The following is a 16,399-nucleotide window of genomic DNA, read 5'->3' as shown; positions in this document are numbered from 1 at the left end:
CCAGGGATGCTCACCATGTTCGATTCGTTGAAAGCGATCAGCCGCCGGATTATCGGCGCTTTACTGACTGTGGTGAGTGCCATCTTTGGCCAATGGCAGCCGCCAGCCTGGCTGCGAGCCACGGGCCGTGGCGTGGGGAACCTGGGCAGTAAAGCCCGCGCCTATCCGCGCCAGACGGGGGCCGGGGTCTTGGGCCTGGTGCTGCTGGCCGCTGCTGGTTTTTACGGCTGGCACTGGTATTCGAATTTGCCGCAGCCCCACACCGTGGGCTATTCGCTGCATAAGCCGAACCTGACCGATTACACCCAGCAGCCTGCGGTTGTGGATAACTTGCAGGTGCGTTTTGCCGAGTCCGTGGCTCCGTTGGCGGCCATTGGCAAGCCGGTCACAGAAGGCATTACCCTTAAACCCGCTGTAGCCGGTGCCTGGCGTTGGTCCGACGACCGCACGTTAGTGTTCGTGCCGGAAAAAGACTGGCCTGTGGATGCCCATTACACGCTCGATCTGGCCAAGAAAAAGCTGCTGGCCGACGGCGTGCTGCTGAGCCAATACAGCAGCCAGTTCTCGACCCAACCGTTCCGCGCCACCCTGGCGCAAAACGAGCTGTACCAGGACCCGTCCAACCCGACGCTGAAACAGCTGGTGGCGACCTTCCACTTTTCCCACCCGGTGGATGAAGACAACCTGCGCAAGCGTGTCTCGGTGACCCTCGGCAAAGGCCTGGCCTACCGCGACGCCCAACTGCCCAACCGCCCGGAAATCACCTTCGACGAGCTCAAGCTCAATGCTTACGTGCGCTCCGCCGCCCTGGCCACGCCACTGGAAAGCACGCCGGTCAGCGCCAAGCTCGATGAAGGCATCAAGGCCCGTGACGGCGGCAATGCCAGCAACGCGCCACTGGTGGCGGAAGTCACCGTGCCCGGCCGTTATCGCCTGACGTTTACCGGTGCCGAAGTCAGCTTTGTCGACAACGAGCGCGGCGAACCGGAACCGGTGTTGATGTTCAGCAGCTCCAGCGCCGTGGCCGATGACACCATCGCCGGCAAGGTCCAGGCCTGGTTGCTGCCGGCCAAGGCCGAAGACGACACCCGCCCTTACACCAGCAACGATATCGATGACGCGATGCTCGCGCGCAGTACCAAGGTCAGCCTGACCCACGTGCCCAGCGTCGAGCCGCTGAACACCCTGCACGCGTTCAAATTCAAGGCCCCGGCCGGCCGCGCGTTGTATGTGCGCGTGCCCGCCAACCTGGAAGCCATTGGCGGTTACCTGGCGAAAAACCCTACCGCCTCGCTGATCAGCATGCCGGCGTACCCGCGCACCTTGCAGTTCCTGTCGGACGGCGCGCTGCTGAGCCTCAACGGCGAAAAACGCCTGGGCTTCATGGCCCGGGGCGTGCCCGGCGCCCATGTGGAAATCGCCCGCCTGCTGCCCAACCAGTTGCAGCATTTGGTCGACCAGAGCAGCGGCAGCTTCGCCCGGCCGAATTTCGGCAATGAATACTTCGACCGCATGGTTGAACGTCAGTCGCTGGATATTGCGCTGTCGTCCAATGACCCGGCGAAAACCGTCTACGACAACGTGGACCTGAGCCACTACCTCACCGCCAATGGCGGCCGTCGCGGCATTTTCGTGCTCAAGCTGAGCCCGCAGGATGACCCGGCCGAGCGCACGTTCGAGTACGAACGCAACAGCACCAGCGACCTGCGTTTTATCGTGGTCACCGACCTTGGCATCATCGCCAAGCGCTCCAGCGACGGCAGCCACGATGTGTTTGTGCAATCCATTGGCAACGGCTCGCCAGTGGCTGATGCACAAGTGGACATCATGGGTCGCAACGGTCTGCCGGTCGCCAGCGGCCGCACCGATGCCGAAGGCCACGCGCATTTCGCCAAGCTGGACGAACTGCGCCGTGAGAAAACGCCACTGATGTATGTGGTCACACGCGGCAATGACCAGTCGTTCCTGCCGATTGCCCGTCAGTCCCAGCAGTTGGACTTTTCACGCTTCGATGTCGGCGGTTTGGAAGAAGACGGCGCGATTAATCGCCTCAGCGCGTATATGTTCACCGACCGTGGCCTGTACCGCCCGGGCGAGACCGCGCACCTGGGCATGATCGTGCGCAGCGGCGACTGGAAAGGCGCCTTGCAAGGCCTGCCGGTTGAGCTGCAAATCACCGACCCACGCGGTCTGGAAGTGATTCGCCAGCCGCTGAAGCTGTCCACCAGCGGCTTTGAAACCTTTGATTTCCCCAGCAGTGAAGTCGCCCCCGCCGGGGATTACACCGCGACCTTGCAGCTGATCGGCCAGAAAAACACCCGCACTGACTTGGGCAGTGTCAGCTTCAAGGTCCGCGACTTCGAACCGGACCGCATGAAGGTCAGCCTGAGCCTGCACGACACACCGGTGTTGGGCTGGATCCCGCCGGACCAAGTGGTGGCCAAAGTCACCGCGATGCATCTGTTCGGCGCTCCGGCAGCCGGCCGGCGCGTCACGGCGAAAATGTCCCTGAGCCCAACGCTCGCGGCCTTTGACCGTTACCCCGATTACCGCTTCCGCCTCAACGATTCCCTGGAAGAAGCCAGCACCGAAGACCTGGCCGAAACCACCGTCGACGACAACGGCCAGGCCGTGCTCGACCTCAACCTGCAACGCTTCGCCAGCAGCACCTATCGCCTGCAGGTGATGACCCAGGTATTCGAGGCCGAAGGTGGCCGCAACGTGGCGGCGCAAAGTGCGCTGCTGGTGTCGTCCGCGCCTTATCTGGTCGGTGTGAAAAGTCAGGATTCGCTGTCGTACGTCGCCAAGGACGCCCCGCGCCAGGTGCAATGGCTGGCCGTCGCGCCGGACCTCACGCCGATGGCCGTGGATGGCCTGACCAGTGAGGTGGTGGAACACCGTTACGTGTCGGTACTGGTGAAACAGTCCAACGGCACCTACAAATACGAGTCGCGCATCAAGAACATCAGCCAGCCGGCTTCACCGCTGACGATGACCAAGGACGGCGCCAAGCAGACCCTCAACACCGGCACGCCGGGTGATTTCACCCTGCAAGTCAAAGACGCCAATGGCCGTCTGCTCAACCAGATCGACTACAGCGTGGCCGGGCGCGGCAACACCTCGCGCTCGCTGGAGCGCAACGCCGAACTGCAACTGCGCCTGGATAAACGCAGCTATGCCACCGGCGATGAGATTGCGATCAGCATCCGCGCGCCGTACACCGGTGCCGGCTTGATCACCATTGAGCGTGACAAGGTTTACACCCAACAGTGGTTCAAGGCCGACAGCACCAACAGCGTGCAACATATCCGCGTGCCTGCAGGCCTTGAGGGCAATGCCTACGTCAACGTGCAGTTTGTGCGCGACATGGGTTCGCCAGAGGTTTATATGAGCCCGCTGTCCTACGGCGTCGTGCCGTTCAGCATCAACCTGGATGCGCGGCGCATGGCGCTCAAGGTTGAAGGCCCGGAGAAGATCGAGCCGGGGCAGACCCTGGATATCAAGGTCACTGCCGACCGCCCAGGCCGCGCAGTGGTTTACGCGGTGGACGAAGGCATCCTGCAAGTGGCGCGTTACCAGACGCCCGACCCGTTGGGCTTCTTCTTCCAGAAACGCGCACTGGAGGTTGGCACCAGTCAGATTCTTGACCTGATCCTGCCGGAATTCAGCCGCCTGCTCAGTGGGGCAGCGCCGGGTGGTGACACCGAAGGCGCGCTGGCCAACCACCTCAACCCGTTCAAGCGTAAACACCAGCCGCCCGTGGCCTGGTGGTCCGGGCTGGTCGACCTGCCCGCCGGTGAAACCGTGCTGCATTACCAGGTGCCGGACAGCTTCAACGGCAAGCTGCACCTGTTTGCGGTGGCAGTGGACAGTGACAGCGTGGGTGTCAGCGAGGCCAATACCGAAGTGCGCGGGCCGATTGTGATCACGCCGAACGTGCCGGCCTTTGTGGCGCCGGGGGATGTGTTCAATGTGAGCGCCGGGGTGTTCAGTAACCTCGACGCAGCAGCGGACGTGAAATTTGAGGTGCAGACCAGCGACGGCCTCAACGTGCAGGGCGATAAAGGCAGCACCCTGTCGCTGCAACCGCGCAAGGAAGGCACCGCCGAGTTCAAGATCAAGGTCGGCGAAACCCTCGGCTCGGCGGATCTGCGGTTTGTCGCGGTACTGCCGAACGGCAAACGTATCCAGGTCGCAGAAACCACCTCGATCCGCCCACTGAGCGAGCATCGCGTGGCCTTGAGCCTGGGCCGTTTCGACAGCGCGAGCAAAGAGCTGAAACCGACGCGTGAGCTGTTCAGCCAATTGCGCGATGTGCAACTGGGCGTGGCCGCGTCGCCGCTGGTTTGGGCCAACGGCCTCAAGCATTACCTGGATGACTATGGTTACGCCTGCACCGAGCAATTGGTGTCCAAGGCCATGCCGGCGTTGATCTGGGGCGGTACGGCGCCAGAAGCCGAACAAGCCTTCAGCGGCGCGGTGCGCATGCTGCGCCAGCGCCAGAACTCGGCCGGTGGCTTTGGTTTGTGGGCGGCCAACCCGGATGTGGCGCCGTATGCCAGCCTGTATGCCACCGACTTCCTGATCGAAGCCAAGGAACGCGGGCTGCCGGTGCCGGAAGACCTGCTGGCGCGCTCCAACACCTACCTGACGGACCTGGCCAATGGCCCGAGCGAAGGTCTGTCGGAATTGCGCAACCGTGCCTACGCCAGTTACCTCTTGAGCCGTCAGGGGATTCTGGTGAGCGGCGCCTTGAGCGACATCCGCGAGCGTTACGAGAGCTACTTCAAAGACACCTGGCAGAACGACTTGGGCGCCGCTTACCTGGCGGCCAGTTACAAGCTGCTCAAGCAGGATCGTCAGGCCGATACCCTTTTCCGCAAAATCCCGTGGCGTTCGCTGGTGGATAAGTGGGAGAGCGATGGCCTGTATTACGACCCGCTGGTACACGACGCCGAGCACTTGCACCTGCTGGCACGCCACTTCCCCGAGTTGCTTGACGATGTACCGACGGCGCTGCTGGATAAACTCGGCAAGCGCCTGAACGAACAGCGTTACAACTCGCTGTCGGCCGCCCTGCTGCTGCGCGCCCTGGACAATTATGGCCAGCGCGCCCAAAGCGACATGACCCTCAAGGCCACCGCCTGGCTGGGCGACAAGCAACAGCAACTGCTGGAGATGGCCGGCCAGCCACCGCGCGCCGCCGTGCCGGGTAAAACCCAGAAACTGGTGATGGAAAAAACCGACGGCCCGGCTGCTTTCTACATGCTCAGCGAAGCCGGTTTCGACAAGGGTGCCAAGCTCAAGCCGATCAACAATGGCCTGGAAATCATCCACGAATACCTCGACCTCAAAGGCGAGCCGGTGAGCAAAGTCGCGGTGGGCGACGAGTTCCTGGTGCGCCTGCGCCTGCGTGCTACCGACCGCGACCAAGTGCAGCAGGTGGCCGTGGTCGACTTACTGCCCGGTGGCGTCGAGCCTGTGTATAACTTGCCGCCGGAGCCGGAAGCCGCCGCCAGCAGCGAGGAAAGTGAAAGTGAGGGCGACGATTCCGAGTACGTGGAAACCGCCGACGGTGATGAAGCCGACACCTGGCAAGCGCCGATCGGCGAGACCGAGCTGAGCAACTGGCAGCCGGACTACGTGGACGTGCGCGATGACCGGGTGGTGTTGTACGGCACCGCGCTGCGTGATGTAGGCACTTTCGTGTACCGCGTGCGCGCCACCAATGCAGGGACGTTCAATACGCCACCGGCCTACGCCGAAGGCATGTACGAAACCACCCTGCAAGGGCGCGGCAAAGTAGGCCAGCTTGAAATTACCAAGCCTTAAACGCCTGACGCCGCTGCTTGCAGCGGCGGTACTCTTTACAGGCACGCTGGTGGGGCTGCGATGGTGGCCCCATGCCCCGCTGGAACAGGCCGTCACCTCGTCCCGCGTGGTGTTGGCCGATGACGGCGCGTTGCTGCGCATGACCCTGGCAGAGGATGGGCAATATCGCCTGTGGCTGCCGCTTGCGCGCATGTCGCCGTCACTGGTCGAGGCCTTGCTGCTCAAGGAAGACCGCAATTTCTACTGGCACCCGGGCATCAACCCCCCGGCGTTGATGCGCGCGGCCATGGCCACCTACAGCGGCGGCCAGCGCCAGGGCGGCTCAACCTTGAGCATGCAACTCGCGCGGCGGCTGTGGGACCTCAACACCCGCCAAGTGCCGGGCAAATTGCAGCAGATGGCCCTGGCGCTATGGCTGGAAGCGCGTTACAGCAAACACGATATCCTTGAGGCTTACCTGAACCTGGCGCCCATGGGCGGCAATATCGAAGGCGCCGAAGCGGCCAGCCGGATTTACTTTGGCAAGTCGGCGGCGCAGTTGTCGTTGTCCGAAGCGCTGGCGCTGGCGGTGATCCCACAGCAACCGGGGCGGCGCGCACGCTTCGGGCCGTCGCTGCAACATGCGCGGCTGCGCTTGATGGCCGACTGGCGCGAAACTTATCCACAGGACGCTCGTAACGACAGTTTGCTCGACTTGCCCCTGGAGGCGCGCAACCGCCAGCAGATTCCGTTTCTGGCACCGCACTTGAGCGAACAGCTGCTGGCATCCCAGCCCGGCAACGAACTCAACACCACCCTCAACCTGCCTTTGCAGCAACTGCTCGAACGCCTGATCACCGGTTTTATTGCCGAGCGGCGCAGTACCGGTGTGGAAAACGCCACGGCCATCCTTGTGGACAGCCGCGACCAGAGCGTCAAGGCGCTGGTGGGTTCGGCGGATTACTTATCCACAAGCATCCACGGCCAGGTCAACGGCGTGTTGTCGCGGCGCTCGCCGGGGTCGACGCTCAAGCCGTTTTTGTATGGACTGGCGCTGGATCAGGGGGTTATCCACCCCATGAGCATCCTCAAGGATTTGCCCAGTAACTTCGGCTACTTCCAGCCGGAAAATTTCGACGGCAGTTTTGTCGGGCCACTGACGGCACGGGATGCGTTGATCCGTAGTCGCAATATTCCGGCGGTGTGGCTCGCCAGCCAGGTGCAGTCGCCCTCACTGTATGGCTTGCTGCAACGCGCCGGTATCAAAGGTTTGCGTGGGGAAAGTCACTACGGCCTGGCCCTGGCTTTGGGCGGCGGCGAGATGACGCCGGAGGAACTGGCGCACCTGTATGTGATGCTGGCGGGTGACGGGCATCTGCGGCCTTTGCGTTATTTGCAGGAACAGCCGCAAACCACCGGTGCGCAACTGCTCACGCCCCAAGCGGCGTTTATGGTGCGCGACATGCTGCGCCGCAACCCGCGCCCGGATGGCCTGCCCGGCCGCCACTGGCGCACCGCGTGGAAAACCGGCACGTCATGGGGCTTTCACGATGCCTGGAGCGCAGGCCTGGTGGGGCCGTATGTGTTGGTGGTGTGGGTGGGCAACTTTGATGGGCGGCCGAACCCGACGTTTATCGGTGCCAAAACCGCTGCGCCGCTGTTCTTCCGTATCGCCGACGCCCTGCCCCTGGCCTTGCCCAACGTGGTGATCAAGCCCGACAAGGCGCCCGCCGGGCTGGTGCGCATCGACGTGTGTGCGGCCTCCGGCGAATTGCCCAACCGCTGGTGCCCGCAAACCCGCAAGACCTGGTACATCCCCGGCGTGTCGCCAATTCGCGTGTCCAATCTGCACCGCCCGGTGCTGATCGATACGCGCACCGGCAAGGCCGCGTGCCCGCCGTTTGACCCGCAATACACCCGCGAAGAAGTCTTCGAATTCTGGCCCAGCGACGTGCAGCGCCTGTACCGCGCCGCCGGCCTGCCCCGGCGCACGCCGCCCAACGTGATGAAAAATTGCCAGCCCAACCGCATCAGCGACCAAAGCGAAGCGCCGCAGATTCGCTCGCCGCTGACCCAGGTGAGCTACCAACTGCGCCTGTCCCAGCCGCAGGAAAGTATCCCGCTCAATGCCAACGCGGCCAGTGATGCGACCACGCTGTACTGGTTTGCCGACCAGACGCTGATCGGCCAGGGCCCGCCGCAAACCACGTTGAATTGGCGGCCAGGCAAGTCGGGCGAGTATCGGTTGCGGGTCAGCGATGATCAGGGGCGCAGTGCGAGCCGCGGGCTGAAAGTGGAGTTTGTGCCCTGATCACAGATCCCCTGTGGGAGCGGGCTTGCCCGCGATAGCGGTGGGTCAGCCAACATCACTGATGACTGGGCTGACGTCTTCGCGGGCAAGCCCGCTCCCACAGGGATCTTTGCTGCTTTGAGGATTGTGTTCTTGCTTCTTCAATCGCCCTGATCAGGCGTCTTCGTCACCGAAACTGGCTTTGCCCACGCGCTTAGCGTAATGGTTGTACGCCGCGCCGAGCTTTCTCTGCTCGAAGATCGAGAACACCAGGGTGCCCAGCAGGATCAGCATCCACACCAGAAACAGCTTCATCGTATCCACATGGGCAACGAACAGCAGCAGGGTCACAACGCCGCCAATCACCATGCCCAAGCCCATCCATGCTCCCAATACGCGCCCCACGGCCAGGCGAATACCTTTGGGCAGGACCAGCCGCGTGGCCATCATGACGACGATAAGGGCCAGAAAGAAACCAAACGCGGCCATGAACGGAATCTGAAAGCCGCCCTCGCGGTACAGCCAGGCGAGCAACTGATAGAACGGACCCCGTTCGGCCATCTGTGGATAAGTATCGGGGCCGGGCAATTGCAGTTGAGCGAAATGCGCAGGGGTCATGGCCATGACGCCAACCCCGAGCAGCGCAATCACGGCGCCATAAAAACCACCGGCGCGCCATAAAGGCGCCAGCACTCGGCGGTTTTCCACATCCTCGGTCAATGCCACGCCAAACACCGCCTTCGGGTGTTTGCCCTGTGAAATAACGGTTTGGCCTTCTCGCTCACCGGCGTCGCCAATCAGCATCACGTCCAGGTCCTGGACCAACAGGATTTCACCCTGGCGGCGGGAACTGCCCAGCAGTTCGTACTCGTCTGGCGATTTATTGCCAAACAGGTCAATCCCTTCGGCAATCACGCGGACCTCACCGCTTGCATCCTGCAGCCGGAAGTCATGACAGCGCGCCTCACCCAACACCCGGCTCCAACTCCAATCGCCATCCTTGTCTTTGGTCCCCTCTTCGACAATCAACACGTAACCCACGCACGGCTTGCCGTAGACCGGCGACAGCATGGTCTGGTCGGCAAGCACCTTGCCGCGCACTTCCACCAGGCCCATGGCCAACGAACGAATCTGACTGGTGGCCAGGCGCTGCTCGGTTTTGTAGAAACTGGGGCCAAAGCTGACCAGCAAACCGACCAGAATGCCCACGGGGAAAAACAGCGCGATCAGGATGTTTGGCGCGTAAACCATCAAGGCGATAAAGCCGGCGAGGAACACCAGCGCCAGCGCGGTTTTCCACTTGGGCTTTTTCACCACAACACCTGCCTGGGTGGTTTTCATGCCCCCGGCACCTCAAGCTTCACGCCTTCGTAGCGGGTTTCTTCGGCGCTGATGGCCAACAGCGGAATGCGCTGATAGCTGAGCATCCGCGCAAAAAACAGGTCGGGGAACACCGCAATGGCGATGTTGTAGAGGTTCACCGACTCATTGAAGAACTCACGCCGGTCAGCAATGCGCTCCTCCACGGCCGAGATAGCCTGTTGCAACTCGACCATGTTCGGCCCCGAAATCAGCGCCGGATAACTCTCCGCCACCGCAATCACCGACTTGAGCGCCGCGTTGAGTTGGTTGGACGCATCGACCTTGGCGTTGAGGCTGCTGGCGTTCAGGTATTGAGTGCGCGCATCGCTCAGACGCGTGAACAGCGCGCTCTCATGGTTCATGGCAGTCTGCACCACGCGCATCAGGTCGGGGATCTGATCGGCCCGTTGCTTGAGCAGCACGTCGATGTTGGCGAAGGCTTTATCCACATCGTTGCGCCGCATCACCAGGCCGTTGTAGACACCAACCATCCAGCCGACCAGGCCGACGACAATGATCAGCACGACGATACCGGCGATAAGCAGTTCTATGTTCATGGTGAAGGCGTTCCCTGGCTGAGTTATCCACAGGGAGGCATTCTAGGGGGAACTTGAGAGCGGCATACGGTATTGGTGCACAAAAACCACAAACGCCGATGATCGGTTATTCATGGGGCTTCCCCCTGTTCAAGGCGCATAAAAAACCCTCGATATCCGAGGGTTTTTTAGGTGACCACCAATCGAATCGTATTACTCCACCGTCACCGACTTCGCCAGGTTACGCGGCTGGTCAACGTCGGTGCCTTTGAGCACGGCAACGTAATACGACAGCAGCTGCAACGGGATGGTGTAGAGGATCGGCGACAGGGTGTCGTGGATGTGCGGCATGTTGATGACGTGGGTGCCTTCGGCGTTGGTCATGCCGGCTTTTTCATCGGCAAACACGATTAGCTGACCACCACGCGCGCGTACTTCCTGCAGGTTGGACTTGAGCTTTTCCAGCAGTTCGTTGTTCGGCGCGACGGTGACCACTGGCATGTCGTCATCCACCAGGGCCAATGGGCCGTGTTTGAGCTCGCCGGCCGGGTAGGCTTCGGCATGGATGTACGAGATTTCCTTGAGCTTGAGCGAGCCTTCCATCGCCACCGGGTATTGCGCGCCACGGCCGAGGAACAGGGTGTGGTTTTTGTCGGCGAACAGTTCGGCGACTTTTTCCACGATGCTGTCCATGGCCAGGGCTTCGCCCAGGCGGGTCGGCAGGCGGCGCAGTTCTTCGACCAGGGTGGCTTCGACGCCTTCGGCGAGGCTGCCGCGCACCTGGCCCAGGGACAGGGTCAGCAGCAACAGGCCAACGAGTTGGGTGGTAAAGGCTTTGGTGGACGCCACGCCGATTTCGCGACCGGCCTGGGTCAGCAGGGTCAGGTCGGACTCGCGCACCAGCGAGCTGATGCTGACGTTGCAGATCGCCAGGCTGCCAAGGAAGCCGAGTTCTTTGGCATTACGCAGCGCGGCCAGGGTGTCGGCCGTTTCGCCGGACTGGGAGATGGTCACGAACAGGGTGTCGGGCTGCACCACCACCTTGCGGTAGCGGAACTCGCTGGCAACTTCGACCTGGCACGGGATGCCGGCCAGTTCTTCGAGCCAGTAACGGGCAACCATACCGGCGTGGTAGCTGGTGCCACAGGCGACGATCTGCACATTGCGCACTTTGGCGAACAGCTCGGCGGCTTGTGGGCCGAAGGCGTTGACCAGCACTTGGTTCTGGCTCAGGCGGCCTTCCAGGGTGCGCTGCACCACGGATGGTTGCTCGTGGATTTCCTTGAGCATGAAGTGGCGGAATTCGCCCTTGTCGGCAGCTTCGGCGCCGTCGCGGTATTGCACGGCTTCGCGCTCGACCGGCACGCCGTTGACGTCCCAGATCTGCACGCTTTCACGGCGAATGTCGGCGATATCGCCTTCTTCCAGGTACATGAAGCGGTCGGTGACCTGGCGCAGGGCCAGTTGGTCGGAGGCGAGGAAGTTTTCGCCCAGGCCCAGGCCAATCACCAACGGGCTGCCACTGCGCGCAGCCACCACGCGGTCGGGTTGGCTGGCGCAGACCACGGCCAGGCCGTAGGCGCCGTGCAGTTCCTTGACCGTAGCCTTGAGCGCGACGGTCAGGTCGCCGAGGTCCTTGAGCTTGTGGTTGAGCAGGTGGGCGATGACTTCGGTGTCGGTGTCCGAGGTGAACTCATAGCCCAGGCCCTTGAGCTGTTCGCGCAGCACTTCGTGGTTTTCGATGATGCCGTTGTGCACCACGGCAAGGTCGCCGGAAAAATGCGGGTGAGCGTTACGTTCGCACGGTGCACCGTGGGTAGCCCAACGGGTGTGGGCGATGCCCAGACGGCCCACCAGCGGCTCGCCGAGCAAAGCTTGTTCCAGCTCGCTGACTTTGCCTGGGCGGCGCATGCGCTCGAGCTTACCGGCGTTGGTAAATACGGCTACACCGGCGCTGTCATAGCCGCGGTATTCCAGACGTTTGAGGCCTTCAAGCAGGATGGCGGTGACGTTGCGTTCAGCGACTGCGCCTACAATTCCACACATGGTGTATCTCCTAGATGATTGCCGCGCATATCAGCGTAATGCCGCGGGCTTGGATCTGGTCGCGGGCCTCAAGCGGCAGGCGATCATCGGTAATAAGGGTATGGACGCTGCTCCAGGGCAGTTCCAGGTTGGGAATCTTGCGGCCGATCTTGTCGGATTCCACCATCACCACCACTTCACGGGCGACCTCGGCCATGACACGGCTCAGGCCCAGCAGTTCGTTGAAGGTGGTGGTGCCACGTGCCAGGTCGATGCCGTCGGCGCCGATAAACAACTGATCAAAGTCGTAGGAACGCAGCACTTGTTCGGCGACCTGGCCCTGGAACGAATCCGAATGCGGGTCCCAGGTGCCGCCGGTCATCAACAGCACCGGCTCATGCTCCAGCTCGCTCAGGGCACGGGCCACATGCAGGGAGTTGGTCATCACCACCAGGCCGGGCTGATGGCCCAACTCCGGGATCATGGCGGCGGTGGTGCTGCCGCTGTCGATGATGATGCGTGCATGTTCACGCAAGCGCATGACGGCCGCACGGGCGATGGCGCGCTTGTAGGCCGAGATGGGCTGCGCGGCGTCGCCAACCAGTTCCTGGGGCATGGTAATAGCGCCACCGTAGCGGCGCAGCAGCAGGCCATTGCTTTCGAGGGCGGCGAGGTCCTTGCGGATGGTCACTTCCGAGGTTTCGAAACGCTTGGCCAGGTCGTCCACGCTGACTTCGCCCAGTTCATTGAGCAGCGTCAGAATGTTATGGCGTCGTTGGGGTGTATTTCGTTTCGACATGGTAGTGATAAGTTTCGTTTCGAAAGATAACGAAGGCAATCAAAACCTATTGGCGAAAGATCGTCAAGCAGATCGAAAAGTTTTTTGACGCAGCACTAAGCAAAATGTGGGAGCGGGCTTGCTCGCGAATGCGGTGTGTCAGTCAACTTTTCAGTGCCTGACCGAACGCTTTCGCGAGCAAGCCCGCTCCCACATTTGAACTGTATTGATTTTGAGGTTGTGGATAACTCAGGTCTTTTTGATTTTGACCGGGCGTTTCCAGCCGTCGATATTGCGCTGGCGGGCCCGGGCCACAGCCAGTTGGGACTTATCCACATCCTGGTTGATGGTCGAACCCGCCGCTGTGTTGGAACCATCACCGATGGTGACCGGCGCAATCAGCGAGTTGTTGGAGCCGATAAACACGTCTTCACCAATGGTGGTCTGGTACTTGTTGGCGCCATCGTAGTTGCAGGTGATCGCACCGGCGCCGATGTTGCTGCGCGCGCCGATCACCGCATCGCCGAGGTAGGCCAAGTGACCGGCCTTGGCGTCGTCGCCCATTTTCGCGTTCTTGAGTTCGACGAAGTTGCCGACGTGCGCACGGGCCCCCAACACACTGCCCGGACGAAGGCGCGCAAACGGACCGGCATCACTGCCCTCGCCCATCACGGCACCGTCCAGATGGCTGTTAGCCTTGACCACCACGCCTTTGCGCAACGTGCTGTCCTTGATCACGCAGTTCGGGCCAATCACCACGTCGTCTTCAATGATCACGCGGCCTTCAAGGATCACGTTGATGTCGATCAGCACATCGCGGCCGACAGTGACCTCACCACGCACATCGAAGCGCGCCGGATCGCGCAGGGTTACGCCCTGGGCCATCAGGCGGCGACCTTCACGCAGTTGATAGTGACGCTCCAGCTCGGCAAGCTGCTTGCGGTCGTTGGCGCCCTGCACTTCCATCGGGTCATGGGGCTGCTCGGTGGCGACCAGCAAGCCGTCACTGACGGCCATTTCGATGACGTCGGTGAGGTAGTACTCGCCCTGGGCGTTGTTGTTGGACAAACGGCTCATCCAGTCCGCCAGCCTGTTGGCCGGTACGGCGAGAATGCCGGTGTTGCCTTCAGTTATCGCGCGTTGGGCTTCGCTGGCGTCTTTGTGTTCGACGATGGCGGCGACCTTGCCGCTCGCATCGCGCACGATGCGGCCGTAGCCGGTAGGGTCGTCGAGCTCAACGGTGAGCAGGCCCATCTGGCCAGGTACGACGTGCTTGAGCAGGCGTTGCAGGGTTTCGACTTCGATAAGCGGTACGTCGCCGTAGAGGATCAGTACGGTGTCGGCGCTAATGAACGGCACAGCTTGCGCTGTCGCGTGGCCGGTGCCCAGTTGCTTGTCCTGCAACACGAAATTCAGGTCATCCGCGGCCAGGCGTTCACGCACCACGTCAGCGCCGTGGCCAATCACCACGTGAATGCGCTGTGGGTCCAATTGTCGGGCGCTGTGGATAACATGGCCAAGCATGGAATTGCCCGCGACCGGGTGCAGCACCTTGGGCAGGGCCGAACGCATGCGGGTGCCCTGGCCTGCGGCGAGAATGACGATTTCAAGAGACATGAATGGCTACCAATCCTGGGCGGTCCGGCTTCAGACCAGAGAAGTGTTTTGCTGAAAAAGAAAAAGGGTAGCCGAGGCTACCCTTTTTAATCAATCGCGCTTGAAGCATTGCGGCCAGGCCACTTACTTCTTGCGGATCTGCTGGAGCGTGCGCAGCTGAGCTGCAGCCTCGGCCAGACGTACAGCAGCAGCGCTGTAGTCGAAGTCCGCACCCTTTTCGTTCAGGGCCTTCTCGGCAGCCTTTACGGCTTCCTGAGCGGAGGCTTCATCCAGGTCGCCAGCACGTTGCACGGTGTCGGCAAGTACCTTGACCATGTTCGGCTGAACCTCGAGGAAACCGCCGGAGATGTAAAACACCTCACGTTCCCCGCCTTGCTTGGTCAGAGTGATCGGACCTGGCTTCAAGCTGGTGATCAACGGCGCGTGGCCCATGGCAATACCCAGGTCACCGAGTTCGCCGTGTGCAATCACCATTTCTACCAGACCGGAGAAGATTTCCCCTTCCGCGCTGACGATATCGCAATGGACTGTCATAGCCATCTGATTGCCTCAACCTGATGAGCGCCCGTTACCGGGCGCCGAGATTACAGTTTCTTGGCTTTCTCGATCGCTTCTTCGATGCCGCCGACCATGTAGAACGCTTGTTCTGGCAGGTGGTCGTAGTCACCGTTGAGGATGCCTTTGAAGCCAGCAATGGTGTCTTTCAGGGAAACGTATTTACCCGAAGCACCGGTGAAGACTTCAGCCACGAAGAACGGCTGCGACAAGAAACGCTGGATCTTACGAGCACGGTTTACCAACTGCTTGTCGGCTTCCGACAGCTCGTCCATACCCAGGATCGCAATGATGTCCTTCAGTTCTTTGTAACGCTGCAGCACGTACTGAACGCCGCGAGCGGTGTCGTAGTGCTCCTGGCCGATCACGTTCGGGTCCAGCTGGCGCGAAGTCGAGTCGAGTGGATCGACCGCTGGGTAGATACCCAGGGAAGCGATGTCACGGGACAGAACGACGGTGGCGTCCAAGTGGGCGAAGGTGGTCGCAGGCGACGGGTCAGTCAAGTCATCCGCAGGTACGTATACCGCTTGGATCGAGGTGATCGAACCTTCTTTGGTCGAAGTGATACGTTCTTGCAGAACGCCCATCTCTTCGGCCAGGGTCGGCTGGTAACCTACTGCGGAAGGCATACGGCCCAGCAGTGCGGATACTTCAGTACCGGCCAAGGTGTAACGGTAGATGTTGTCGACGAACAGCAGAACGTCGTTACCTTCGTCACGGAACTTCTCGGCCATGGTCAGGCCGGTCAGTGCTACGCGCAGACGGTTACCCGGCGGCTCGTTCATCTGACCGTAAACCAGTGCCACTTTGTCCAGAACGTTGGAGTCCTTCATCTCGTGGTAGAAGTCGTTACCCTCACGAGTACGCTCACCCACACCGGCGAACACGGAATAACCGCTGTGCTCGATGGCGATGTTACGGATCAGTTCCATCATGTTTACGGTTTTGCCTACACCGGCACCACCGAACAGACCGACTTTACCGCCTTTGGCGAACGGGCAAACCAGGTCGATAACCTTGATACCGGTTTCGAGCAGATCGTTGCCGCCAGCTTGTTCGGCAAACGAAGGTGCTGGACGGTGAATGCCCCAGCGCTCTTCGGTGTCGATCGGGCCAGCTTCGTCAATCGGGTTGCCCAGTACGTCCATGATCCGGCCCAGGGTCGCTTTACCGACCGGTACGGAGATGGCAGCGCCAGTGTCAAGCACACCCAGACCACGTTTCAGGCCTTCGGTGGAACCCATTGCAATGGTCCGTACCACGCCGTCGCCCAGCTGCTGCTGAACTTCCAGAGTGGTGCCGGCATCGCTTTGTACTTTCAAAGCGTTGTAGATGCTCGGTACGCTGTCGCGTGGGAATTCCACGTCGATAACGGCGCCGATGATTTGAACGATACGTCCGCTACTCATAGCTGGATCCTCTGAA

9 protein-coding genes are annotated in these 16,399 nt (G+C 61.4%); 2 read left to right on the top strand and 7 right to left on the bottom strand.

Annotated features, from left to right (window positions below; translation table 11 throughout):
• The first annotated feature begins 15 nt into the window (after nt 1-15).
• Nucleotides 16-5,832 carry an alpha-2-macroglobulin gene (locus BFP92_RS28370; RefSeq protein WP_065932026.1) on the top strand — a complete coding sequence of 1,939 codons (5,817 nt, stop codon included), beginning with the start codon at nt 16-18 and terminating at the stop codon, nt 5,830-5,832.
• A complete protein-coding gene (pbpC, locus tag BFP92_RS28365; protein WP_065932025.1) occupies nt 5,813-8,122 on the top strand; it encodes a penicillin-binding protein 1C in 2,310 nt (769 codons plus the stop codon). The genes BFP92_RS28370 and pbpC overlap by 20 nt, the downstream gene beginning before the upstream one ends.
• Before the next feature lie 153 nt (nt 8,123-8,275).
• Here the strand turns inward: pbpC and BFP92_RS28360 are convergent, their stop codons facing one another.
• The 7 genes from BFP92_RS28360 to atpD form a co-directional block, all read right to left on the bottom strand.
• On the bottom strand, nt 8,276-9,442 hold the full coding sequence (locus BFP92_RS28360; RefSeq protein WP_065932024.1) for a hypothetical protein: 1,167 nt from the start codon (nt 9,440-9,442) through the stop codon (nt 8,276-8,278).
• Nucleotides 9,439-10,020 (bottom strand): LemA family protein, encoded by a 582-nt coding sequence (locus BFP92_RS28355; protein ID WP_065932023.1) that lies wholly within the window; start codon nt 10,018-10,020, stop codon nt 9,439-9,441. The genes BFP92_RS28360 and BFP92_RS28355 overlap by 4 nt, the downstream gene beginning before the upstream one ends.
• A 192-nt stretch (nt 10,021-10,212) precedes the next feature.
• Nucleotides 10,213-12,045 carry a glutamine--fructose-6-phosphate transaminase (isomerizing) gene (gene glmS / locus BFP92_RS28350; protein ID WP_056860937.1) on the bottom strand — a complete coding sequence of 611 codons (1,833 nt, stop codon included), beginning with the start codon at nt 12,043-12,045 and terminating at the stop codon, nt 10,213-10,215.
• Nucleotides 12,046-12,055: 10 nt separating this feature from the next.
• Complete coding sequence (locus BFP92_RS28345; RefSeq protein ID WP_056860938.1) at nt 12,056-12,823, bottom strand: DeoR/GlpR family DNA-binding transcription regulator; 768 nt, start codon at nt 12,821-12,823, stop codon at nt 12,056-12,058.
• A gap of 228 nt (nt 12,824-13,051) precedes the next feature.
• A complete protein-coding gene (gene glmU / locus BFP92_RS28340) occupies nt 13,052-14,419 on the bottom strand; it encodes a bifunctional UDP-N-acetylglucosamine diphosphorylase/glucosamine-1-phosphate N-acetyltransferase GlmU (RefSeq protein ID WP_065932022.1) in 1,368 nt (455 codons plus the stop codon).
• A 123-nt stretch (nt 14,420-14,542) separates the two neighbouring features.
• Complete coding sequence (locus tag BFP92_RS28335; RefSeq protein WP_032885166.1) at nt 14,543-14,959, bottom strand: F0F1 ATP synthase subunit epsilon; 417 nt, start codon at nt 14,957-14,959, stop codon at nt 14,543-14,545.
• 44 nt (nt 14,960-15,003) lie between these two features.
• On the bottom strand, nt 15,004-16,383 hold the full coding sequence (gene atpD, locus BFP92_RS28330; protein WP_056860940.1) for a F0F1 ATP synthase subunit beta: 1,380 nt from the start codon (nt 16,381-16,383) through the stop codon (nt 15,004-15,006).
• Between the last annotated feature and the right edge of the window lie 16 nt (nt 16,384-16,399).

The sequence above is a fragment of the Pseudomonas sp. 58 R 3 genome, assembly GCF_900006605.1.
GTDB lineage: Bacteria > Pseudomonadota > Gammaproteobacteria > Pseudomonadales > Pseudomonadaceae > Aquipseudomonas > Aquipseudomonas salomonii.
The sequence above is the reverse complement of the archived record's forward strand: the minus strand, read 5'-3'. Positions and strand labels throughout refer to the sequence as shown.

Coding starts and splice junctions, on each gene's coding strand:
- BFP92_RS28335 (WP_032885166.1), bottom strand. CDS start 14,959: ATGGCTATGACAGTCCATTGCGATATCGTCAGCGCGGAAGGGGAAATC.
- glmS (WP_056860937.1), bottom strand. CDS start 12,045: ATGTGTGGAATTGTAGGCGCAGTCGCTGAACGCAACGTCACCGCCATC.
- BFP92_RS28355 (WP_065932023.1), bottom strand. CDS start 10,020: ATGAACATAGAACTGCTTATCGCCGGTATCGTCGTGCTGATCATTGTC.
- BFP92_RS28360 (WP_065932024.1), bottom strand. CDS start 9,442: ATGAAAACCACCCAGGCAGGTGTTGTGGTGAAAAAGCCCAAGTGGAAA.
- BFP92_RS28345 (WP_056860938.1), bottom strand. CDS start 12,823: ATGTCGAAACGAAATACACCCCAACGACGCCATAACATTCTGACGCTG.
- atpD (WP_056860940.1), bottom strand. CDS start 16,383: ATGAGTAGCGGACGTATCGTTCAAATCATCGGCGCCGTTATCGACGTG.
- BFP92_RS28370 (WP_065932026.1), top strand. CDS start 16: ATGTTCGATTCGTTGAAAGCGATCAGCCGCCGGATTATCGGCGCTTTA.
- glmU (WP_065932022.1), bottom strand. CDS start 14,419: ATGTCTCTTGAAATCGTCATTCTCGCCGCAGGCCAGGGCACCCGCATG.